Origin of the sequence: Plantibacter sp. Mn2098, assembly GCF_049319745.1 — a bacterium.
GTDB lineage: Bacteria > Actinomycetota > Actinomycetes > Actinomycetales > Microbacteriaceae > Plantibacter.
The window spans coordinates 375894-398388 of sequence record NZ_JBMOUH010000002.1 but is presented as its reverse complement, the minus strand read 5'-3'; the positions used below and the strand labels follow the sequence as shown (position 1 = coordinate 398388).

The following is a 22495-nucleotide window of genomic DNA, read 5'->3' as shown; positions in this document are numbered from 1 at the left end:
CCAGGGAGCAACACCATGCAGCAACTCACCGACAAAGTCGCCATCATCACGGGAGGAGCCGGCGGGATCGGACGCGGGCTCACGACCGCGTTCATCGAAGCGGGGGCGAAGGTCCTGTTCGTCGACGTGGCCGCCGACGCCGGCCGATCTCTCGAACAGGAACTGGGCGCCGACGCCCGGTTCCTGGAGATCGACCTCGCGTCACCAGGGTCGGCCGAGACCATCCGCGATGCGGCGCTGGCGGCGTTCGGCCGCATCGATGCACTCGTGAACAACGCGAACTCGTCGACGCCTGCTCCGCTCCTCGCCGTGGACGACGCCAACCTCGAGCAGGTCTTCAATTCGAGCTTCCGGCCGACGCTCAAACTCATGCAGGCGTGTCACGATGCACTGGCGGAGACGAAGGGGTCGATCATCAACTTCGCGTCCGGCGCCGGGCTCAGCGGCGACCCGAACCAGGGCTCCTACGCCGCCGCGAAGGAGGCGATCCGCGGCATCACCCGAGTCGCGGCCAATGAGTGGGGGCCGGAGGGCATCCGTGTGAACGTCGTGTGCCCGTTCGCGTTGACCGATGGCGTGCGATGGTGGAGCGAGGCGTACCCGGAGCAGGCGGCGCACGCGTTGTCCATCGTGCCGCTGCGGCGCATCGGCGACATCGCGACCGACATCGCACCTGCCGTCGTCTTCTTCGCGAGCGACGCGTCGCAGTACATCACGGGCCAGACGATCATGCTCGACGGCGGCGGCATCAAGATGCGCTGACCACCACCTCTTCCCACCTGCCGAGGGGAGGCAAATCGTCGTCCGACGGGCACCCGGACGACGATTTGCCTCCCCTCGCGGAATGGAATCGGGAGATCGACGACGGACACTTCACCGTGGGTTACTTAATGCCTTAAGCTAGTCCGCATGAGCTCGCGCCCTTCACTGTCGAATGCACCCGCCATCGCCCGCCTCCACGCCAACGCCCTGCACAACCTGCTCGACCTGAACTCGGTCGAGACGGCAGACGGCGTGCCATTCATCCGGGCGGGAGGCGGCTACGAGGAACCCTGGACCAGGGATGCCGCCATCAACAGCTGGAACGCGGCGAGCCTCGTCTCCCCCGACATCGCCCGGTCGACGCTCGAACTCGTCTGCGAGACCGACACCGACGGTGAGCACATCGTCGCCCAGGACAACCAGTGGTGGGACCAGGTCGTGTGGATCACCGCCGCCTGGCGCCACCTCCTCCGCACGGGCGATGTCGCCTTCGGGCGTGAGGCCCGCCACATCGGACGCCGCACACTCGCCCACCTCCACACCGAACGATTCGACGCCGGCACCGGCCTCTACCGCGGCCCGGCGCTGATGCAGGACGGCATCTCCGGCTATCCGACGCCACCGAACGACCCGGCCATCACAAGTTCGTTCGTGCTCGACTACCCGATCGCCGCCACCCTGTTCTCCTTGTCGACGAACCTCTCCTACGTCCTCGGCCTCGAAGCCCTCGCCAACCTCGACGAAGCGGACGGCGTGCCGGCCCCGGCCCTCCGCGAGCGCGCCTCGGCCCTCCGCAAGGCGATCGACGCCGCGTTCTGGAGCGAGGAGGACGGGACCTACCGCTACGTGCTGCCAGGCGACCCGACCGAATGGCCCGAGGTCGGACCGCACATCGAACTCGCCGGGCTCGCCCTCGTCATCGAGACCGGCCTGTGCTCCCCCGAGCGCGCCGTCCACCTGCTCGAGACCACCCATCGTGAACCGTTCGGACACGTCAACGTGTGGCCGCACTACACCGATCGGTACTCGCCAGAGCACCCGGGCAGGCACAATGCGATCCTCTGGCCGATGGTCATGGGGATGTGGGGCAGCAGCGCCGCAGAGGTCCGTCACCTGGGCGCGTTCGATCAGGTCCTCACCGATCTGCAACGGCTCGTCGACGGCAGCGACGGCGACTTCTTCGAGGTCTACAACGCGCGAGACGGCAGCGTCGACGGCGGCTGGCAGATCAGCGAGGTCTGGTCGTCGCTGCCGAACCAGACCTGGTCGGCCACGGCGTTCCTGAAACTCGTCCACGAAGGACTTTTCGGCCTCCGCTTCGGCACGGGCGGCCTCCGGTTCGAGCCGCTCGTCCCAGCACGGTTCGACGGAGCCGGATTGCACAATGTCGCCTACCGCGGCGCCACCGTCTCGGTCACCCTGCAGGGTCACGGCGACCAGATCGCATCGATCCGGATCAACGGACGCGACGTCGACCTGGATGCAGCGGCGCACCTCCCGGCGTCGGCCACCGGCCCGCAGGACGTCATCGTCACACTGCGCTGACCTCCGGCCCTTCGCAACACAGAACGCCCCTCCCGCATCCGTAGCGAGGAGGGGCGTTCTGCGCTGCACGCCGACATCCGAGTCCGGTCACAGCTCAGGAGCGCCGACCACTCACGGTCTGTTCACAACTCAGGCGAGGGGCCGGCGTGTCGGCCCGAATCGCGCCGAGCGCGGGTCAACACGCCGAAGCCCTCCTGAGTTGTGAACGGACACAACTCGGGAGGGCGACGGACGCGGCAGAGACTAGCCCTTCACGGCCCCGGCGATCGCGGAGATGATGTACTTCTGCGCCACCACGAACACGATCACGATCGGGATGAGCGAGATGATGCTCGCAGCCGCGAGTCCCGTCCAGTTCGTCGAGGACTGACCGATGAACGCGTACAGCCCCACCGGGATCGTCCGCAGATCCGGCTGGCCCAGCGTGAAGATGAGTGGGAGCAGGAAGTCGTTCCACGAGGAGATGAACGTGAACAGCCCGATCGTCGCGATCATCGGCTTCGCGAGCGGCAGGATGACCCGGAAGAAGGTCTGGTTGTAGCCGGCGCCGTCGATCTTCGCAGCTTCCTCCAGTTCGAGCGGGACCGTGCGGAAGAATCCCATAAACAGGAACGTCGAGAAGATCAGCCCGGTGCCCACCTGCACGATGATGACCGAGAACAAGCTGTTGAGCAGGCCGAGACGTGTGATCAGGTCGTAGACCGGGATCATCGTGTACCCGCTCGGCAGGAAGAACGTCACGGCGATGACCACGAGCACGATGCGACGCCCGGGGAACGTCGTCCTGGCGAGCGTGTATCCCGCGGCCGCGGAGATCAACACGACGGCGACGACGGTCACCGCGGTGATCGTGAGCGTGTTGAGGAAGTACTGCGAGAAGTTCGCGTCGTTCCACGCCGCCGAGAAGTTCGCGAGCGCCTGATCGCCGAACGACAGTCCGGCTCCCCCGCTCAGGAACTCGGAGTTGGACCTCGTCGAGCCGGCCACCGCCCACAGCAGCGGGTACACCCACGCGAACCCGAAGACGAGCAGGATGACGTGGGTCAGGAGTCGCCGCAACCGCCCGACCGTCCGAGGCCGCCGAGCCCGCGCGACCCGACCGGTCCCGGAACCGGTGGCTCCGCCCGTGCCCGCCGACTCCACCCCGTCGACGGATCCGAAGGGTTGTGGTTGCTGGATCGTCTGTACGCTCATGCGCTCTTCACCTCTGCGGTCGGTTGCGCACGGCGGCGCATGCGCCCGAGCACGATGGCTTGGACGGCGGCGATGGCGATCAGGAGCAGGCCGTACAGGAAGGCCGCCGATGACGCGAGCCCGACATCGGGAGTCACCGGGACGCCGCCGCTGCCCGCGCCGCCGAACGCCATCTGGTAGATGTACGTGTTCACGACGCTCGTCGCGAAGTATGGGCCGCCGCCGGTGAGCACCTGGACGAGGTCGAAGACCTGCAGGCTGCCGATGATGGCGAGGAACACGATGATCGGCCCGATGGTCGCGAGGCCGGGGATCGTGATGTGGCGGAACAGCTGGAACCAGGAGGCGCCATCGATCCGGCCGGCTTCGTAGAGCTCCTCCGGGATGGTCTGCAGCGCAGCCAGGAAGTAGATGAGGTTGTAGCCGAGCGTGTTCCAGATGCCGATGGCGATGACCACGCCGAGCGCGGTCTTCGGGTCGGCGAGGAGCCCCAGCTTGGTGCCGAACATCTCGCCGATGCCCTGGCCGAAGTTGGAGATCAGCAACTGGAAGATGACACCGATGATGGCCGGCGACATCACCGCCGGCAGGAAGAACAGCGAGCGGTAGAAGGTCGAGAACCGCAGTTTGCGGTCGTTCAGCACAACCGCGAGGACCAACGCGAGCAACAGCTGCACCGGCACGAGCACAAGCGTGTACGTGAAGGAATGCGTGACGGCCTTCCAGAAGAAGTCGTCGTTGACCACGTTGATGAAGTTCGTCAGTCCGACGAAGGCGGAGGGCGATCCGATGCCGTCCCACTTGAAGACGGTGTAGACGAGCGATGCGCCGATCGGGTACAGCACGAACGCGCCCGTGAGGAGCACGAACGGGAGGAGGTACAGGTACGACCACCGCGCGCGGATGAGTGTCGTCAAACGACCGGCCCGCCGCCCCGCCACGCGCGTTGGCACGTGGACGGGGGCGGCGGCGGTCGAGGCTGGTTGCGAGGTCACAGCTTCGGGTACTCCGGGATGTCGTGTGCGTAGTCGGTCGTGAGGTCCCAGTCGGCGAAGGTGTAGTCCTTGCGGGACACCTTCGCGCCGCCGGCGACCGCCTCGGCGATGCCCGTGTCGAGCGCCGCGTTGGATGCGTCGCTCAACGAGTTGAGTGCGCCCGGCACGTCCGTGATCTGTTCCGTCAACACACCGACGATGATGTCGCGAAGGCCGGGCGTGACGCTCGCCGTCTTGACCTTGCGGACGTCGGGGTTGAGGATCGCGGGAGACGGCGCCCGGCGGACGAGGTCGACGAGCGACGCGTACTCGCCGAACTGCTTGGACGAGATCTTCGATGGTTCGTTGTTCTCGGGGTGCACGGAGAGGTCGATGTTGTACTTCTGCGTGAAGCGAGCTCCGGCGTCCTTGCTCGCCCACCAGGAGAGCCAGGAGAACGCTTCGTCCGCGTGCTTCGTGTCGGAGCTGACCCCCAACATAAAGCCGCCGGGGGTCGACTGGAAGTATCCGGCCTTCTTCTCGGTCGGGCTGATGAGGGTCGTGACGCTGAAGTCGGTGAATCCGGCTTCGACCCACGGGCTGATGACGTAGGAGCCGCCGACGATCATGCCGTACTTGCCGCTTGCGAAGTTGGCGCGGGAGACCTCGTCCGTCGCCGAGAGGGCGTCGGGGCTGAGGAAGCCCTTCTTGTACCAGTCGACCAGGAGGGAGATGAAGTCCGCGTAGTTGCTGTCGGTCCCGTAGGTGAATTCGCCTGTGCGGTAGTCGGGCAGGTTGTAGCCGCCGGGGCTGCCTGCGCCGAGGAGGAAGGTGTTGACCCACGCGTTGAAGATGGCGCCGCCGTTGCTGCCGAGGCCGAGGCCGTAGACGCTGCCGTTGCCCTTCTTGCTGATCGCTTCCGCGTACTTGGTGACGTCGTCCCAGGTGCTCGGGATGAGGACGTCGCCGCTGCCGTCGACGAGGCCGGCGTCCTTGAAGATCTTGTTGTTGATGTAGAGCTGGAAGCCGGGTGCCGTTGCGGTGACTGGGGCTGTGTAGACCTTGCCGTCGAACACGTTGACGCCCTCCACGAAGGAGTACTTCGGGAAGGACTTGATCCATGCGTCGTCGATGTAGGAGTTGAGCGGGGTGAGCCAGTCGCCGGCGACCTGGTCCGGGAGGCTGGGGACGTAGGGCAGCATGTACGTGTCCGGCAGGGTGTGGCTGCGCTGGGCGAGTGCGATGAGGTTCGCGTACTGGTCGAACTGGTTGAGCGTCCTCGTGATGGTGACGCCGGCGTTGGCCTTCTGGAAGAGCGCGATCTCGTTCTTGATCCACGGCTCCTGGGAGACCCACCAGTCCCAGTGGGTCAGCTTGGCTGCGCCGCCGGCTGCGGTGGATGCGCCTCCCCGCGGGGAGCAGGCTGCGAGGAGGCCGCCGAGGCCGATGAGCGCAGCGCCTGCTACGCCGCCGCGGATCACCGACCGTCTGGACAGCACGCTGTTCGACATGGAGGTGATGGCGCCGAACGCGGCGCCTGACGCCGAGGCTGCTCCGGTTGCTGTTTCGTCGGGTGAATGCACGGGGTACCTTTCTCATCGTTGAGGTGGAAGACGATGGGGCTACCCAATCACTTAAGGCATTAAGTTGTCAAGCGATGAAAAGCGAATGCGTCTGAATCCGTTACCGGCCCCCGAGCGATCACCGAGAGGGGGCCGCGGTGCTCCCCCGCACCACGAGCTCCGTCCGCGATCCGCGCACATGCTTCTTCTCACCGGACTCGATCGCATCCAGCAGCGCACGGGCCGACAGCCGGCCGTACTCCTCGATGTCACGGCGCAGGACCGTGAGCGGCGGACGCACGAGCGTCGTCTCCGATTCGTCGTCCCACGCCACCACGGACACGTCCTCAGGGACCCGCACGCCGTGCTCCATAAGCGCCGAGACGATGCGCACCGCCTCGGCCGAGTCCTCGATGACGAGCGCCGTTGCCGAATGGTCCGGATCGAGCAGGACGGCGACGACCTCGTCGACCGGCACGGAACCCGCCGCGAACCGCTCGTCGTACTCGAGCCCACGCTCCTTCATCACCTTCGCGAAGGCCCTGCGTCGGATGTCGACGTGCAGGAACAGCGGGTCGCCGCCGATGCGCAGGATGGAACGGTGCCCGAGCCCCGCGAGGTGGTCGATGGCCAGCTCCGTGGCCGCAGCATCGTCCGTCCAGACCGAGGACAGCGAGGAGCGTCGCCTCGCGTCGCCGACGACGACCGCCGGCAGACCGAGCCGTTCGAGCTCGGCGATCCGCGGGTCGTCCAGCAACGGGTTGAGCATGAGGACGCCGTCCACCCGTCGCTCCCCCAGCCAGCGCTGGTAGACGCCGCACGCGGCATCGACGTCGTCGACCATGTGCATCACGAGCAGCACGTCCTCGCGGCGCAGCGAATCCTGCAGGCCGACGAGGAAACGACCGGTGAACTCCGCGGACAGCGCAGGCTTCTCCGGGTCGTACTGGTTCACGATGCCGACGGCGGAGGACCGCGCCATGATGAGCGACCTGGCCGCGCTGTTCGGCCGCCAGTTCGCGGCAGCGGCGATGTCGAGGATGCGTTTGCGGGTCTCGTCGCCGACACCCTCGCGGCCGTTGAGCGCGTACGAGACGGCGCTCGTCGACACGTTCGCCAACGCCGCGATGTCCGCGATGTTCAGGCGCTCCGATCCACCGGCCTTCCGTGCCGCCGCTGGCCGAACCCGAGGTGAAGCATCCTTCTTGTCCACCGCGTCAGCTTACTGGGACACCCCGTCGGACAGGGTGTGTTCGGGTTCGGACTCCTCCGGCGAGAGGAATTCCACCGTCGCACGGGCGAGGGCTGCGTGCTCCGCGGCTTCCTCCGGGTAGGCGACGTGGCCCCCGGTCAACGTGAAGATCTGTTTGGAGTCCGGGAGCGCATCGGCGATCGACCACTGGCCGGCAGGCGGCACGAACGGATCGTGCAGGGCGGGGGCGATGAGCACGGGCACGTCCACGAAGCGGGCACAGCTCGCGGCGTCGAAGTAGGCGAGCACGTCGAGCACCCCCTGGTCCTCGAGCCAGCGTTGTCGCACGGCCTCCCCGCTGCCCTCGCACGGGATCGTCACCCGGACCGGGTGGTCGCCGAAGCTCGGGACGTCAACGACCGCACGACGGATTCGCGGGTCCCACGCCGTCGCCATGATCCCGATGCCGCCGCCGAAGCTGCCGCCGATCAGGCCGATCCAACGCGCCGCGCCCGGCGCGATTTCCACGAGGGCGTCGATGCCGCACCACACGTCTTCGACGCAGCCGCCGTGGATGTAGGTCTCCGTCGATCCGATGCCGTGCAGCACGTGCTCTGGGGCCGCAGCGGGATACTCCGTGGACAGGCTCAGCTCGCCGAGTCCGCGGGCGCAGGGCCAGATGACGGCGGTGCGCGGGAGGTCCGGGTGGATGACGTCAGTCTCTGCCGTACCTCCGTAGCCGTGGATGCGGACGATGCCGCGGTCCACGACGCCGTCCTCCGGCAGGGTGATCCAGGCGCCGATCGTGACGTCGTCCGTCGAGGTGTACTCGATGCGGAGGCGGCGTACGCCGTCGCCCACGATGTCGTCCGCGAGGATCCTGGGCCGGACATCGACCACGTGCGCCCGGCCGAGTCGTCTCGCCCAGAACTCCGCCAGGTCGCTCGGCGGGGCGGGCGGCGCGGTGATCGGTCTGGTCCCTGCATCGGTCGTCATAGCACTCAAGTCTTTCCTACTCTCCTCGTCCGTTCCCAATCGCCTCTGCCCGCGAACTGTCAGTCGTGGCTGTTCTGGCCACCCCAGACCCGCCACAACTGCCGGCTCGCGAGCTGGCAGTCGTGGCTGGAATGACGGCGTCAAACCAGCCACAACTGACAGTTCGCGGGCCGATGCGGCGGCTAGGGCACCAGGGGGATGCCGGTTCGGGCGGACAGTTCCGTCCACATCGAGGACATCTGCGTCGGGTTCAACGCCGCCTTGAACGGGAACAGCCCGTAGACGTCACCGCTGAAGTGCACGTTCCGGTACCAGCGGAAGTAGCCGATGTTGACGTGGTTGTCGTGCGCCATCGGGATGACCGAGTTGGTCGCAGGCGTCGACGCGATCTGCTTCCCGTCGACCCACGATGTGCGCGTGCCGCCCGCCTCCCACCGGACCGCGTAGATGTGCCACTTCGTCGGATCGGTGCCGAGCGCCTGGGCGACCGTGCTCTCCGCGCTCATCCCCCATCCACCGCTCTCGTTGCCGATGCTGACGTAGTCGGTCAGGACCCAGCTGAGCAGTCGCTGCATCCCGGCGACGTTCGTCGGCTTCACCACGAAGAACGTCGTGAAGCCCGTGATGTCGGCGATCGGCGAGACCGCATCCATCCGGTTCTTGTTGAACCGGAGCACGGGCTGCCCCGCCAGGCCGTTGAGGACGAGTTGCGGATAGTCGCTCGTCTGCGTCGGGAGGGGGCCACCCGTCGGGCCGTTCTGGTTCTTGTCGCCGACCGGACCGGCGTCTCGACGCGCAGGCGACTGGTCGAAGATCGTTTTCACCGTGACCGTGCTGCCACCCGCCCAAGCGGTGATCGCAGCCGAATCGAGGGCGTCGGACGTTCCTGCCGCATAGGGGAACGACTGCTCGGCGCCGTCGCTCGCCCGACGGAGAGTGAGCCCCTGGCCCGCGAACGGGCTGAACACGCGGGTCGCCGCGAGCACGTTGAGCAGTGCCGCGTCCGGGATGGCGGAGAAGGCGTCAGCCCTGGTGGAGAAGCCGACGGGGGCAGGATCGGTGAACCCGGCACTGTTGGTCGTGGCGATCTCGTAGCTCGCTACGCCGCTCGGCGTGTAGGTGAAGGTGCCGAGGCCGTTGAAACCGGGTGCGAGGGTGATCGATGCCGGCGAGAACGTTCCTCCCGCGCCTCCGTCGTTCGGGGTGACCGTCACAGCGGTGGTGATGAGTCCGCGGTAGTCGACCGTGAACGGGGCCGATGCCGTCCCGGACGTGCCGCGGTTCGGCCCGGTGAGCAGGTAGTTCGTCGGCTGCGCACCGCCGGAGTACTTCGTGAGCACCGCCATCTGGACGGTGTCGACGTCGCCCGTCGGTTCGACACCGAGCGGGTAGCCGCGGAAGAACCCGCCGGCGGACCAATACGTGACAGGGACGCCGCTCGCCTGAGCGTAGGCGAGCGCATGATCGAGTGCGGTCAGCCAGTTCGGGTTGGTGTTCGGCGCACCCGTTTCACCGATGTGGCCACGGAACCCGTTCGTCTGCAGCCAGTTGACGAATCCGACGAGCCGGTTCTTGCCGGTGTCGACGTCCAAGACCCCGACCGGCCACTTGAGCTGGTCGCCGGCGGCGACCTCCGTGTCCCAGTTGAAGTACCCGCCCGACGAGTTGCGGTCGTAGTACATGTGCGCCGAGTAGACGATGTCGTCGCTCGGGTCGATGATGTTGAGCGTCGCGTTGACCGTGGCCCAGGACGCCGATGACGACCAGTGGTCGCCTTCGACGTAGATCGTGGTCGTCGTGTCGACCAGGCGAATGGCGTCGACGGCGGCCTGCGCTGCAGTCGGCCAGGCCGATGGCGAGGGCATGTCGTGCGGCTCGTTCATGAGGTCGTAGCCGTACACGCCCGCGTGACCGACGAAGACCGTCGCGAGCCGACTCCACACGTCGGCGAGCGCGCTCGCGGGAGTCTCGGGCATTCCGAGGGGGATGTTGTTGAACCGCCCGTAGTTGTGGTTGTCGAGCATGACCTTCACGCCGAGCGTCGCCGCGATGTTGGCGACATCCTGCAGATATCCGAGATACGCGGTGTCGAGCGGGCCGTGCAGCACCGGCTGCAGTCGCTCCCACTTGAACGGAACGCGGATGTGGGTCAGACCGCGCTTCTGGTAGTGCTCGAACTGCTTCTGGGTCGGGACGATGTAGTGCGTGTTCACCTGACCGGGGATCACGTCGCCGGTCGATTCCAGGCCTGCCGCATTGACCCCCATCGTGAAGTCCCACGTGCCGAGCGTGTCAGCTCTGGCGAAGGTAGGACGTTCGACACCGATGATGGCGACGGCTGCCGCAGCGCCCGCGACGCCGAGCACGGTTCGGCGGGTGATGCCGCGGGGCCGTGATTGACCGTCCTGCTGCGAGGTGGCCTTGGACAATTCTTCGTTCACGTTCTCCTCCTTGAGACGCTGCCGCGCGGATACCGTCCGCTCCGTCGCAACTCAACCACTTAAAGCCTTAAGTAGTCAACACCCCCATCCCGCGAGCTGGCAGTCCTGGCTGCTCTGCCCATCCTCGAACCAGCCACAACTGTCAGCTCGCGAGCTGTCGGTTGTGGCTGGTCTGGCGGCGTCAGAACCGCCACGACTGACAGTTCGCGAGCTTCAGCGGGAGGGCTGGGCTGGGCTGGGCTGGGCTGGGCTGGACTGGACTGGGCCGGGGTGGGCTCGACTACTTGACGCTGCCGGAGGTGAGGCCGGCCACGAGCCAACGCTGGAGGAAGGCCGCAGCCGCGAAGACCGGGATCACACCGATGAGCGATGCCGCAGCGATCTTGCCGAAGTCCTGGATGCGCTCGCCCAGCATGAGCGACAGGACCACGGGCACGGTCTGCGCATCCGGGCCCTGCGTGAGGAACGTCGCCAACACGAACTCGTTGTAGTTGAGCACCGCAACGATCACCCCGACAGCGACGAGACCGGGCGTGAGCAACGGCGTCACGATGCTGAACAGCACCCGGAACGCACCGGCGCCGTCCAGCTGCGCCGCCTCATCGAGCTCCACCGGCAGCTTCCGCACGAACCCCTCCAACAACCACACGGCCACCGCGGTGTTCGCGAACGCGTACACGAGTGTGAGCCCGGCGAGCGTGTTGTTGAGGCCGAGGATGCGCAGGAGCGTGAAGATCGGGATCACGGCGACGATCGGTGGCAGCAGCCACGGGCTGAGGATCGTCCCAGCGAGCGTCTTCCCGCCCGACCGGTACCGCACCATCGCCCACGCCGCAGGAAGGGCGAAGGCGAGCGTGAGGACGGCGCCGAAGATCGCGGCCACGAGCGAGTTCACGATGCCGCGGGGCAGGTTCGACTGCCCGAAGGCCGCAGCCCAGTTGCCCCAGACCGGATTGGTCGGGAAAAGGATGCCGGACGCGACATCGGCCCGTGACATGAGGGAGACCGAGATCAGGTAGGCGATCGGGACGAGCGTGAACACGAGGGCGACGACGAGGAACGCGACGGCGCCGGGGGTGCGGCTGGGGCGGCGGGAGCGGGGGCGGCGCCCTTCGACAGGCTCAGGGACCGGAGTACCGGTCGCTGAGCTTGTCGAAGCGACGGGACCGGGGATGGGGGTGGACCCTTCGACAGGCTCAGGGACCGGGGCGAGGGGCGCTGTGCGATCAGTCATTGTGGAGCCTCCTCGTGACCGCCACGATCGGCAGCGTCACCACGGTCACGACCACCGCGAGCAGCAGCGTGATCGTCGCCGCCCGCCCGAGGTCGAACTGCTGCAGCGCCGCCTGGTAGATCAGGTAGGACGGAGTCGTGGTGGACGTGCCCGGACCACCGGACGTCATGATGTAGATGAGGTCGAAGACCTTGAACGCGAGCACCACGCGGATGAGGAACGCCGCGGCGACGGTGCCGGCGATCGCGGGGAGCGTGATGTGGCGGAAGAGCCGCCACCCGTGGGCTCCGTCGAGCTTCGCCGCCTCCGTCACCTCCGGGCTCTGCCCGAGGAGCGCTGCGAACACGAGCAGGGTGATGAGCGGCGTCCACTCCCACACGTCCGCGACCGCGACGCCCCCGAGGGCGAAGACGGGCGAGGCGAGGATCGACACCGGCTCGCCCGAGTACCCGAACAGGCCGATGACCGTGTTCAGCAGCCCGCCGGACGGGTTGAAGATGAGCTTCCACAGGATGCCGACGACGACCGGCGGCGTGATGAGCGGAAGCAGCAGGAGCGTGCGGACGAGCGACCCAGCGCGCACCGTCCGGAAGAGCGCCACAGCCACCGCGACGCCGAGCACCACGCTCGCGACACCGACGGCGAGCGCATAGAGAACGTTGCGGACGAGCGACGCCGTGACATCGGCATTCGTCAGCGCCTCACTGAAGTTGGCGGTGCCGACCCAGTCCTGGAACGGCTTGCCGAGGCTCGATTCGCTGAACGCGGCGAGCGCGATGAACACGAGCGGATACACCCCGAGCACGATGAGCGCGAGCACACCGGGGGTGACGAACGCGCGATGCGCCCAGCGACCGCCCGACGCAGCCCCGCCGTCGAGCCTCGGACGCGTGCTGCGTCCGGGGCCGGGGCTGGGGCTGCGCGGGTCGACCGTTGGGCGCACCGGCGAGGTGAGGCTATTTGCCAAGAACTGCTTCCCACTTCTTCTGCACCGTGTCGAGCGTCTGCTGCGCGGTGCCGCCCTGGCCGGCGAGGAGCTTCGCGAGCTCGTCGGTCAGGATCTGCGCGAGCTCCGTCGCGTGCTTGCCGGTCGGCCATGCGAGTGCGCCGTTGAGCGTCGCACGGTTGGCTTCCTGGATGGCCGGGAACTCCTTGCCGTACGTCGGGTCGTTGAGCGAGGACTCGCGGTTCGGGTCGATACCGGTCGGCGGGGTGGCCGTGAGGAGCTTGGCGTTGACCTCGCTCGACGACGCCCACTTGATGAACTCCTTCGCGAGCTCCGTCTTCTTCGTGTTGGCGGCGATGACCCAGCTGAAGCCGGCGACGAGCGATGCGCGGGACGTCGTGTTCGATCCACCGGTCGGCAGGAAGCTCACGCCCCACTTGCCGGCCACTTCGGAACCGCTCGACGGGTCCTCCGAACGGACGCCGAGGTCGGTCCAGTTCTCGATGAAGCCGACCTTGCCGGCGAACCAGGCGCTGTTGCCGGCGCCGAAATCGGTCTCGGCGGGGGTCGGGAGGGCGTACGGGTTCACATCGACGAGCGCCTGTGCGGCCTGGACAGCCTCAGGCGAGTTGATGACGGGCTTGCCGTTCTTGTCGAGGAACTCGCCGCCGAAGCCGGCGAGACGGTTCGCGAACGCTGCACCGAGGATGAGCGGCGACTTCTGACCGAACACGGCTGCACCGTAGACGCCGTTCGCGGACTCGTTCTGCGTGATGAGCTTCGTGTCGGCGAGGTACTCGTCCCACGTCTTCGGCGGCTCGGTGATGCCGTTCCGCGCAAGGATGTCCTTGTTGTAGAAGAGCACGTGCGTGTCGCCGTCGAAGGGCAGACCGTAGCGCTTGCCGTCGACGAGGCTGTACGGGTCGTAGATCGCGGGGATGAAGTCCTTGGTGTCGATGTCCTTGTCGGACTTGATCCAGTCGGTCAGGTCCTGGATGGCGCCGTCGGACGCCAGGTCGCCGAGCGACACGTACCAGGGGGCCGCGACATCGATCGTGTCTGCGCCGGACTGCTGGTCGAGGGCCAGCTTCGAGCCGATCTCGTCGTAGGGGACGATGACGGGGTTGATCTTCGCGCCGGTCTTCTTCTCGAACTCCCTCGAGAGCCACTGCGATGCGCCCTCGTGCGAGGAGATCATCAGGACCGTAAGCTCCTGACCCTTGAAGCTGCCGTCGGCGTTGGCGCCGGCATCGGTTCCGGTGGCGCAGCCCGCGAGGGCGACGGCGGACACGGCGGCGATGGCCGGGATGGTGAAACGGAGTGTGCGGCGCGAACGCGCGGCGCGACTCTTGGGGGCGTTGCTCGTCATGGGGACTCCTGGTGGGGTGCGTGGGTGCAATGGGGTGCGTCAGGGAGTGCAGCGGGTGCTGTGCTGCACATGAAGGGGATGCTCGGAATGTACGGGCAGGAGGCGCCCACCGCCCACCCGGGCCGTAACGAAACGACATGAGCGCAACCGTAGATGTCCTTGCGTTGCACCCTCCGCGCGCGCGAGAGAACCCCGATGCTACGTTCGTGCACACGGCGCCCCGCAGCGGCCGCCGTCTGGCGGATCCCCCGGTCCCCTGCCCGACTCAAGCACCAGGTGGTACCGCTCCGTGACCAAACGCATCATCCTGAACGCCTTCGACATGAGTTGCGTGACCCACCAGGCGCCAGGGCTCTGGCGCCACCCGGACAACCAGGCGCACCGGTACAACGATCTCGACTACTGGATCGATCTGGCCAAGCTGCTGGAGCGAGGCACCTTCGACGCCCTGTTCATCGCCGATGTCGTCGGCATCTACGACGTGTACCGCCACTCGGCGGCGACGGCGCTGACCGACTCCGCGCAGATCCCCGTCGGCGACCCGGTCGTGCAGGTCTCCGCGATGGCGAAGGCCACCGAGCACCTCGGCTTCGGCGTCACCGTCGCGTCCACCTACGAGCTGCCCTACGCGCTCGCCCGCCGCTTCTCGACGCTCGATCACTTCACGAAGGGCCGTGTCGGCTGGAACGTCGTCACCTCCTATCTCGACTCCGCCGCACGCAACCTCGGGCTGCGCACGCAGATCAAGCACGACGACCGCTACGGCATCGGCGAGGAGTTCCTCGACGTCACCTACAAGCTGTGGGAGGGCTCGTGGGAGGACGACGCGGTCGTCATCGACCGTGAACACGGCGTCTACACGGACCCGTCGAAGGTGCACCCCATCAACCACGACGGCGAGCACTTCCAGGTGCCAGGCATCCACCTCTCGGAGCCGAGCCCGCAGCGCACGCCGGTGATCTTCCAGGCCGGCGCATCGACCCGCGGACGCGAATTCGCGGCGAAGCACGGCGAGGCGATCTTCATCAACGGGCTCGCCCCCGAGCTCACCCGTCGGGTGACCGACGACATCCGCGATCGCGCAGAAGCCCTCGGCCGCCCGCGCGACAGCGTGAAGGTCCTCACCCTCGCGACCGTCATCGTGGCCGAGACCGATGAGGAGGCGCAGGCCAAGTACGACGACTACCGCCAGTACGTGAGCCTCGACGGAGCACTCGCCCTGTACGGCGGATGGTCGGGCCTCGACCTCTCGCAGTTCGACCCGGATGAGCCGCTCAAGTACGTCGACACCGATGCCGCACGCTCGGCGCTGTCGATCTTCACCCTCGCGGACCCGGACCGGGAGTGGACGCCGCGCGACATCGCGCACTACGTCGGCATCGGCGGTATCGGCCCGGTCATCGTCGGCAGCCCGACGACCGTCGCCGACGAGTTGGAGCGCTGGGTCGAGGTCGGCGGCATCGACGGGTTCAACTTCGCGTACGTCATCACCCCGGCCACGTTCGAGGACTTCGTCGAACTCGTCGTCCCGGAACTGCGCCGCCGCGGCCGCGCCTGGGACGAGTATCCGGAGGGCACCCTGCGTGGTCGTCTGAACGGCACCGGATCCCCCGTTGTGCCCGAGTGGCACCCGGCCCACCAGTACCGCGGGGCGTACGTCGGCAAGCCCAGCGCTGCCGATGGCACCGCACCGTCCCTGTTCGGCGAGGCCGCAGACGCCGCGCCGGCGCCCGCACTCGAAGGAGCATGATGAGCACCACCGACACCGCCACCACCTCGGTCCCTGAGCCTGTCGAAGGGCCCACGTCGACAAGCGCAACGACCGCGCCCGCGCCCGCCGACACCGCCCTCGCCCGCTCGTACTGGCACGGCCAGGCCGACGCGGCGGAGCTCGCGCGCTGGGACGCCATCGCGGTGGAGGTCGCAGCGAAGCTCGCCGCCGACGCCCTCGAACGCGACCACGCGAACCTCGACCCGACCACGGAACTCGACCTCCTGCGCGACGCCGGCCTCGTCGATCTCCTCCACCCGGCGGAGTTCGGCGGCGGCGGCGCGCACTGGGAGACGGCGTTCCGCGTCGTCCGCATCCTGTCGCGAGCCGACGCATCGGTTGCCCAGGTGCTCGCCTACCACTACATCAACTCGAGCAACATCGCCTTCGCGACCGAGCCGGCGAAGCAGGCCGACTGGTACCGCAAGACCGTCGCCGGCCGTTGGGTGTGGGGCGACTCGGTCAACCCGACCGACCCGAACCTCGAACTCGTGCCGGAGGACGACGGCTACCGCCTGACCGGTCTCAAGCGGTTCTCGACCGGGGCTTCGGCCGGCGACATCGTGCTGGTGAACGCCGTGGTCAACGGTGGAGAACTCGACGGCCGGTTCCTGTTCGTCGCGCTCGACCACGACCGCGCCGGCATCAACTACCTGGGCGACTGGGACGCACTCGGTCAGCGGCTGTCCGCGAGCGGATCGGTCCGTTTCGAGGGCGTGCGCGTGGACGAGGCGGATGTCCTCGGCGTCGGCACCGAGGAGCCGTTCTCCTCGCTCATCACCCCCGGCATCCAGCTGGCATTCGGCAACCTGTACCTCGGCATCGCCGAGGGGGCGCTCGCCCAGGGCACCGAACTGGTGCGCGCCCGCAAGAACGCGTGGTTCCTGAGCAGCGCGGAGACGTACCGCGACGACCCGTTCGTGCAGCGCGTCGTCGGCGAATTCGTTGCGAACATCGCCGCTGTCGAAGCCCTCGCAGACCGTGTCGGGGCTCGCTTCGACGCCGTTGTGGCGAAGGGCGCCGACGTCACCCCGGAAGACCGCGGTGCACTGGCGATCGACGTCGCGAAGCTCAAGGTCGTCTCCAACGAGCTCGGCATCGACGTGGCCAACCGCATCTTCGAGGTGACCGGTTCCAGCTCCGCGAAAGCGAGCGTCGGCCTCGACCTGTACTGGCGGAATGTGCGCACGCACTCCCTCCACGACCCGGTCGACTTCAAGAAGCTCGAGGTCGGCGCCCATCACTTGAACGGCGAGTTCCAGCCGATCTCCCTCTACACGTGATCCGGGCAGAGACGATGACGGACACCACAACGACGACCCCGGCCGCCGCGCCGGTCCCTGAGCGCACCGCGGTCCCCGAGCCTCACACGCCGGTCCCTCAGCGCAAAACCGCGGTCCCTGAGCCTCACACGCCGGTCCCTGAGCCTGTCGAAGGGCACCACCCCGACACTTCGACAAGCTCAGTGACCGGACCCTCAAGCTCGGTGACCGGACCCTCAACCTCAGCGACCGGGCCGGCAGACCTCTTCTCCACCGCCCGCGACCGCCTCCTCCCGGTGTTCGCGGACATCGCGGCGTCTGCGGTCGAACGCGAGCAGGAGCATCGCCTCCCCCACGACGAGGTCCGCGCCCTCGCCGCGGCCGGCTTCGGCGCCCTGCGCATCCCGGTGGAACTCGGCGGCGCAGGCCTCAGCATCGTGCAGCTCGCCGAGCTCCTCATCGAGCTCGCGGCAGCCGATGCGAACCTCCCGCAGATCTTCCGCGGGCACATCGCGTTCGTCGAGGACCAGCTCGTCGCCCCGGCGAGCGCATCGCGCGACCGGTGGCTGCAGCGATTCGTCGACGGCGAGCTCGTCGGCAACGCCTGGAGCGAGATCGGCGCGGGAGCGATCGGCGTCTCCGGCACCGTCGTCTCCAACGCAACGACACCCTCCGGCGACGTCGACCCGGAACGCCTCGTCATCAACGGCCGCAAGTTCTACACGACCGGCAGCATCTACGGCGACTGGATCGATGCCACGGCACGCGCCGAGATCGACGGCCAACCGCCCGTTGACGCGACCGTCCTCGTCCGCGCCGACCAGCCGGGTGTGACGATCCTCGACGACTGGGACGGGTTCGGCCAGCAGCTGACGGGCACCGGGACGCTGATCTTCGAGAACGCGGAGGTCGAGCGGGTGGAACTGCGCGCCTTCGACGACCGGTTCCGCTACCAGACGGCCCTCTACCAGCTGACGCTCGTGTCGGTGCTCGCGGGCATCGCATCGGCTGTCGAACGCGACGCCGGCCAGCAGATCCGCGAACGGACCCGCGTCTACAGTCACGGTCTCGCGCCGCTCGCGAAGGATGACGGGCAGATCCAGGCGGTCGTCGGCGAGATCTCGTCGATCGCATTCGTCGCGAGGCAGACGGTCCTCGGCGTCGCTGCGGCGGTCGATGCTGCTGCCGCACTCGCGCTCGCCCCCTCGGTTGAGCGGGACTCAGCCGCCGACCTCGCCGCGAACGTCGAGGCGGAGATCCGTTCTGCTCAGGCGCAGGTGTTGCTGTCCGAGCTCGTGCCGCGTGCGGCGACGGTCCTGTTCAACACGCTCGGGGCATCGGCCGTGAGTCGTTCGAAGGACCTCGATCGGCACTGGCGGAACGCGCGCGTCGTCGCATCGCACAATCCCGTGATCTACAAAGCGCGCATCGTCGGCGACTGGTCGATCAACGGCACCCCGCCCCCCTACATCTGGCAGATCGGCACGGCAGTCAAGTAGACCGCCCTCCCCGGCTCAGCCCGCGAACTGTCACTCGTGGCGGTTCTCAGCCGTCCAATCCAGCCACCACTGCCAGCTCGCGAGCTGGCAGTTGCGGCTGGTTTCAGGTCGTCAGAACGACCACGAGTGACAGTTCGCGGGCTTCAGGGGAGGTCGAGGGACTCCAGCGCTCTGAGCTGGCGGCGGAGGGCGACCTGCCGGAACGAGGTGTCGATGAGTTCGGCGATGAGCGTCCAGTCGGCGGAATCGACGTCGTCGTCTCCCACCCCGGCGTCGAACGCGAGCTTGCCGGAGGGCCCGTCGTACGGCGGGGACCAGACGCGCGGATCCTCGACCCACGTCTGTCGTTCGAGCGGGTCGGGTGTGAATGTGATGCTGTGCGGCACGTCCATAATCGAGCCGACGAGGGCGAACACCCGACCCGATGCTCCCGCCTTGAACACGGGCCGTCCGTGCGACAGCACCTCCGTCGCCTCCGGGTAGCGCAGGCATATCCCGCGGACCCGTTCGACGAACGGATCGCCCGGTTCGTGCACGAGCGGATGCTCCATGTCGATGAACCTACTCCCGCGGCACGCCTCGCGCCATCATCCTGAAAACGGAGGATGGGCGAGCGCGGCAGGGAAGGCCGACGGCCGGCGCCGGGTCAGGCAGCGTCGGGTGCCGGTTCGGGGTTCTCGACAGGGCAGTGCAGCTGCGTGCGCGGGCCGGTGCGATCGATCTCGTGCTCGGACATGGGGTGGCCGCACAGCGGACAACTCGCGCCGGACGTCGGCGGCAGAGGCTCCTCGCCGTATGGTCCGAGCGGCGGCGGTCCGATGTACGGCAGCATCTTGGCGTTGGCCCAGTTGTAGAAGCCACCCGCCTCGCGGACTGACTGTCGGAACGTTTTGCGCTCACTCATAATAGTTAGTGTACTAAGCATTTGGGTACGATGGAACCATGACGTCCACAGACATCGATCTTCTGAAGCTCGAGAACCAGGTGTGCTTCGCGCTCGCGGTCGCGTCGCGCAGTGTGATCGCACTGTATCGGCCCATCCTGGAGCCGCTCGGCCTGACCCACCCGCAGTACCTCGTGATGCTCGCGCTGTGGGAGGAGAGCCCGCGCTCGGTCAAGGGTCTCGGCGAGGCGCTCCAACTCGAACCCGCAACCCTGTCACCGTTGCTCAAGCGGCTTGAAGCCGCCGGGCTCGTCAAGCGCGTGCGCAGCTCTGTCGATGAACGCCTCCTCGAAATCACCCTCACCGCCGAGGGCGCGGCGCTCCGCGAGCAGGCCGAGGAGATCCCGCCCCGGGTGATGTCCGAGCTCGGGATGTCGGCCGATGAGCTCACGCGAATGCGCGAGATGCTGCACTCCGTCATCGCCGCCGCGACCGACTGACCCGTCAGGGTTCTTGTCCCGGCCCTGTCGCTGTCCAGGTTCTTGTCCCGGTCCGCCTTGGTCCCCGTCCCGGTTCTCGTCCCCGTCCCGGTTCTCGTCCCCGTCCCGGTTCTCGTCCCCGTCCCGCCCTGGCCCCATCCCCCGCGCGGCCCGCATCACCGAGCCATCGAGCATAACTCCTTCAATTTGGACGGCCAGATCTGCGGAACCCCGGAATTCCGGGGTCGAATCAGATCAGGACTGCCAAATTGAAGGAGTTATGGCTGAGAGAGGACGACAGATCGGTAGCCGATCAGGCGTTCTGGTTGTAACGTGCCTGCCCGAAACCGATGATGAAGTAGCCGATGAAGGGGAACAGGAACAGCAGGAAGAACGAGAACACCCCGCCCTTACCGAACTTCCGCCCGATGTCGAACGCGATCACGATCGCCACCACGATGTTCACGATGGGGATCAGATACAACAGGATCAACCAGCCGGTGCGACCAGCGATCCGGATCAGGATGAACAGGTTCACGATCGGGATGATCGCCAAGATCCCCAGACGACCGGCCTTCGAGAAGACGCTCCACAGCGCGATGACGGTGATCACATAGATGATGAACCCACCAACACCGCCGACACCCTGCAACTGGGTGAACGACGCGTCATCGGTGATGTCGGTTGCGAACGCGGGCAACGCGGCGAGCGCGGACAACGTGGACATGATGCTCCTTCGACCCGGGGTCGGCCGGGTACACGGCAGAGTCTATTGAACAGGTGGCGGATTCGGTGGAATGAGCGTGGGGTGGGCCCTTCGACAGGCTCAGGGACCGGCGGGAGCGGAGACGAGGACGGGCCCTTCGACAAGCTCAGGGACCGGCGGGAGCGGACCCTTCGACAAGCTCAGGGACCGGCGGACGAACTCAGGGGGCGGCGGACGAAGTCAGGGGGCCGGCGGGGGACGTCAGGGGCCGGTGGGGGACGTGGCGACGGAAGCCGTCTGCGCGCGGGGGTTGCGGATGCCGATGAACGACACGATGCCGCCGACGAACATCAGGACGGCCGTCGTTGTGACGACCCGCCCGAACCCGCCGACGTCGAGCGAACCACCCGTGATGACACCGACGAACGCGATCGACACGAGCCCGGCCACCCTGGACACCGCATTATTGGTGGCAGACCCGATGCCGGCCTGCGCCGGATCGATCGAGCCGAGGATCCCACTCGTGAGCGGCGCGACCGTTGCGGACAGACCGATGCCGACGAGCAGGATGCCCGGCAGCAGCTGCGTCCAGTAGTTCACGTCCGACTGCGCCGTCGCCATGAACAGGAACCCTGCGCCGGCCACGATCGGCCCGAACGTCATGAACAGCCGCGGTCCGTGCACGCCCGCGAGCTTGCCGAACCACGACGACAACGCCAGCATCACGAGCGTGGGCGGCAGCGTGGCGATGCCGGCCGCCGTCGCCGAGAATCCGGCGGTCTGCTGCACGAACACGGCGATCGCGAAGAACCCGAGCGACAACGCGCCGTAGATGAACGCCGTGGCGATGTTGCCGAACCCGAAGTTGCGAACCCGGAACAGGGACAGCGGCAGCATGGGCTGCTTGTGATGCCCCTCCCACCAGATGAACGCGGCGAACGACACCACACCGACGATGAGCGGCACGAGCGTCACCGGGCTGCCCCAGCCATACCGCTCCTGCTCGATGAGCGCGAACACGGGGCCGCCGAGACCGACCGCGCCGAGCACGGCTCCGAGTGCGTCGATCTTCGGCCGGTCCTCACGCTCCGGCACCGGCTCGATGCGACTCATGAGCCACACCGTGATCACGATGGGGATGACGTTGATCCCGAAGATGAGCCGCCACGAGAGCGTGTCGACGAGCACCCCGCCGAGCAACGGACCGGCGATCATGGCCGTGCCCGTCCACGCCGTCCAGGTGCCGATCGCCTTCGACTGCCCCACCCCGCTGAAGCAGGAGATGATGAGCGCCAGGGAGCTCGGGACCAGCAGCGCGGCAGAACCGCCCTGCAACAGTCGGGCGACGATGAGCACCTCTGCCGTCGGTGCGAACGCGCACAGGAGCGAGGTCACACCGAATCCGATGAGGCCGATCCTGAGGATCCGGATGCGCCCGAACGCGTCGGAGAGCGACCCGGCCAGGAGGATGAGCGCCCCGAGCGTGATGAGGTAGGCGTCGACCACCCACTGCTGCACCGCGAGCCCGCCGCCGAGGTCCCGTGTGATGGCCGGGAGGGCGACGTTGACGACCGAGCCGTCGAGGAACGCAACGAACGACGCGAGGATGGCGATCATCAGGACGAGACGTTGTTGACGGGTCATTGCTTCAGGCTACGCCCGGCGGGCTCCCAGGTGGGC

At 67.5% G+C, this 22495-nt stretch carries 19 protein-coding genes; 6 read left to right on the top strand and 13 right to left on the bottom strand.

Features of this window, described 5'->3' with window-relative positions:
• The first annotated feature begins 15 nt into the window (after window positions 1-15).
• The gene (locus tag ACL9RL_RS04595; RefSeq protein WP_422779031.1) at window positions 16-762 is read left to right on the top strand and encodes an SDR family NAD(P)-dependent oxidoreductase; all 747 of its coding nucleotides are present in this window, start codon (window positions 16-18) and stop codon (window positions 760-762) included.
• 147 nt (window positions 763-909) lie between these two features.
• The gene (locus tag ACL9RL_RS04590; RefSeq protein WP_422779030.1) at window positions 910-2307 is read left to right on the top strand and encodes a hypothetical protein; all 1398 of its coding nucleotides are present in this window, start codon (window positions 910-912) and stop codon (window positions 2305-2307) included.
• A gap of 243 nt (window positions 2308-2550) precedes the next feature.
• Here ACL9RL_RS04590 and ACL9RL_RS04585 read toward each other — a convergent pair whose 3' ends face one another.
• From ACL9RL_RS04585 to ACL9RL_RS04545, 9 genes are all read right to left on the bottom strand, one after another.
• A complete protein-coding gene (locus ACL9RL_RS04585) occupies window positions 2551-3501 on the bottom strand; it encodes a carbohydrate ABC transporter permease (RefSeq protein WP_422779029.1) in 951 nt (316 codons plus the stop codon).
• Entirely contained in the window at window positions 3498-4418 is a 921-nt protein-coding gene (locus ACL9RL_RS04580) for a carbohydrate ABC transporter permease (RefSeq protein WP_422779028.1), read from the bottom strand. The genes ACL9RL_RS04585 and ACL9RL_RS04580 overlap by 4 nt, the downstream gene beginning before the upstream one ends.
• 74 nt (window positions 4419-4492) lie before the next feature.
• Complete coding sequence (locus ACL9RL_RS04575; protein WP_422779027.1) at window positions 4493-6058, bottom strand: ABC transporter substrate-binding protein; 1566 nt, start codon at window positions 6056-6058, stop codon at window positions 4493-4495.
• Window positions 6059-6176: 118 nt separating this feature from the next.
• On the bottom strand, window positions 6177-7250 hold the full coding sequence (locus ACL9RL_RS04570; RefSeq protein WP_422779026.1) for a LacI family DNA-binding transcriptional regulator: 1074 nt from the start codon (window positions 7248-7250) through the stop codon (window positions 6177-6179).
• A gap of 9 nt (window positions 7251-7259) precedes the next feature.
• Window positions 7260-8225: an acetylxylan esterase gene (locus ACL9RL_RS04565; protein WP_422779025.1), complete on the bottom strand. Its 966-nt coding sequence runs from the start codon at window positions 8223-8225 to the stop codon at window positions 7260-7262.
• 182 nt (window positions 8226-8407) lie between these two features.
• The gene (locus tag ACL9RL_RS04560; RefSeq protein WP_422779024.1) at window positions 8408-10666 is read right to left on the bottom strand and encodes a glycoside hydrolase family 5 protein; all 2259 of its coding nucleotides are present in this window, start codon (window positions 10664-10666) and stop codon (window positions 8408-8410) included.
• A gap of 280 nt (window positions 10667-10946) precedes the next feature.
• The gene (locus ACL9RL_RS04555; RefSeq protein ID WP_422779023.1) at window positions 10947-11900 is read right to left on the bottom strand and encodes a carbohydrate ABC transporter permease; all 954 of its coding nucleotides are present in this window, start codon (window positions 11898-11900) and stop codon (window positions 10947-10949) included.
• The gene (locus ACL9RL_RS04550) at window positions 11893-12867 is read right to left on the bottom strand and encodes a carbohydrate ABC transporter permease (RefSeq protein WP_422779022.1); all 975 of its coding nucleotides are present in this window, start codon (window positions 12865-12867) and stop codon (window positions 11893-11895) included. Before ACL9RL_RS04550 ends, ACL9RL_RS04555 begins: the two co-directional genes overlap by 8 nt.
• Window positions 12857-14215 carry an ABC transporter substrate-binding protein gene (locus ACL9RL_RS04545; RefSeq protein WP_422779021.1) on the bottom strand — a complete coding sequence of 453 codons (1359 nt, stop codon included), beginning with the start codon at window positions 14213-14215 and terminating at the stop codon, window positions 12857-12859. The genes ACL9RL_RS04550 and ACL9RL_RS04545 overlap by 11 nt, the downstream gene beginning before the upstream one ends.
• A gap of 289 nt (window positions 14216-14504) precedes the next feature.
• Between ACL9RL_RS04545 and ACL9RL_RS04540 the strand changes: the two genes are divergently transcribed.
• From ACL9RL_RS04540 to ACL9RL_RS04530, 3 genes are all read left to right on the top strand, one after another.
• Entirely contained in the window at window positions 14505-15965 is a 1461-nt protein-coding gene (locus ACL9RL_RS04540) for an LLM class flavin-dependent oxidoreductase (RefSeq protein WP_422779020.1), read from the top strand.
• Window positions 15965-17269 (top strand): acyl-CoA dehydrogenase family protein, encoded by a 1305-nt coding sequence (locus ACL9RL_RS04535; protein WP_422779019.1) that lies wholly within the window; start codon window positions 15965-15967, stop codon window positions 17267-17269. The genes ACL9RL_RS04540 and ACL9RL_RS04535 overlap by 1 nt, the downstream gene beginning before the upstream one ends.
• Window positions 17270-17472: 203 nt before the next feature.
• Window positions 17473-18747: an acyl-CoA dehydrogenase family protein gene (locus ACL9RL_RS04530; protein ID WP_422779018.1), complete on the top strand. Its 1275-nt coding sequence runs from the start codon at window positions 17473-17475 to the stop codon at window positions 18745-18747.
• 143 nt (window positions 18748-18890) lie between these two features.
• On the opposite strand, the gene ACL9RL_RS04525 is transcribed toward ACL9RL_RS04530, so the two are convergent.
• Both ACL9RL_RS04525 and ACL9RL_RS04520 read right to left on the bottom strand, forming a co-directional pair.
• Complete coding sequence (locus ACL9RL_RS04525) at window positions 18891-19298, bottom strand: MmcQ/YjbR family DNA-binding protein (protein ID WP_422779017.1); 408 nt, start codon at window positions 19296-19298, stop codon at window positions 18891-18893.
• A 95-nt stretch (window positions 19299-19393) separates the two neighbouring features.
• A complete protein-coding gene (locus tag ACL9RL_RS04520) occupies window positions 19394-19651 on the bottom strand; it encodes a hypothetical protein (protein ID WP_422779016.1) in 258 nt (85 codons plus the stop codon).
• Between the two features lie 38 nt (window positions 19652-19689).
• Between ACL9RL_RS04520 and ACL9RL_RS04515 the strand changes: the two genes are divergently transcribed.
• Entirely contained in the window at window positions 19690-20130 is a 441-nt protein-coding gene (locus ACL9RL_RS04515; protein ID WP_422779015.1) for a MarR family winged helix-turn-helix transcriptional regulator, read from the top strand.
• 292 nt (window positions 20131-20422) lie between these two features.
• Here the strand turns inward: ACL9RL_RS04515 and ACL9RL_RS04510 are convergent, their stop codons facing one another.
• Window positions 20423-20836 (bottom strand): DUF5684 domain-containing protein, encoded by a 414-nt coding sequence (locus ACL9RL_RS04510; RefSeq protein WP_422779014.1) that lies wholly within the window; start codon window positions 20834-20836, stop codon window positions 20423-20425.
• Between the two features lie 240 nt (window positions 20837-21076).
• Window positions 21077-22459: an MFS transporter gene (locus ACL9RL_RS04505; protein ID WP_422779013.1), complete on the bottom strand. Its 1383-nt coding sequence runs from the start codon at window positions 22457-22459 to the stop codon at window positions 21077-21079.
• Window positions 22460-22495 lie beyond the last annotated feature (36 nt).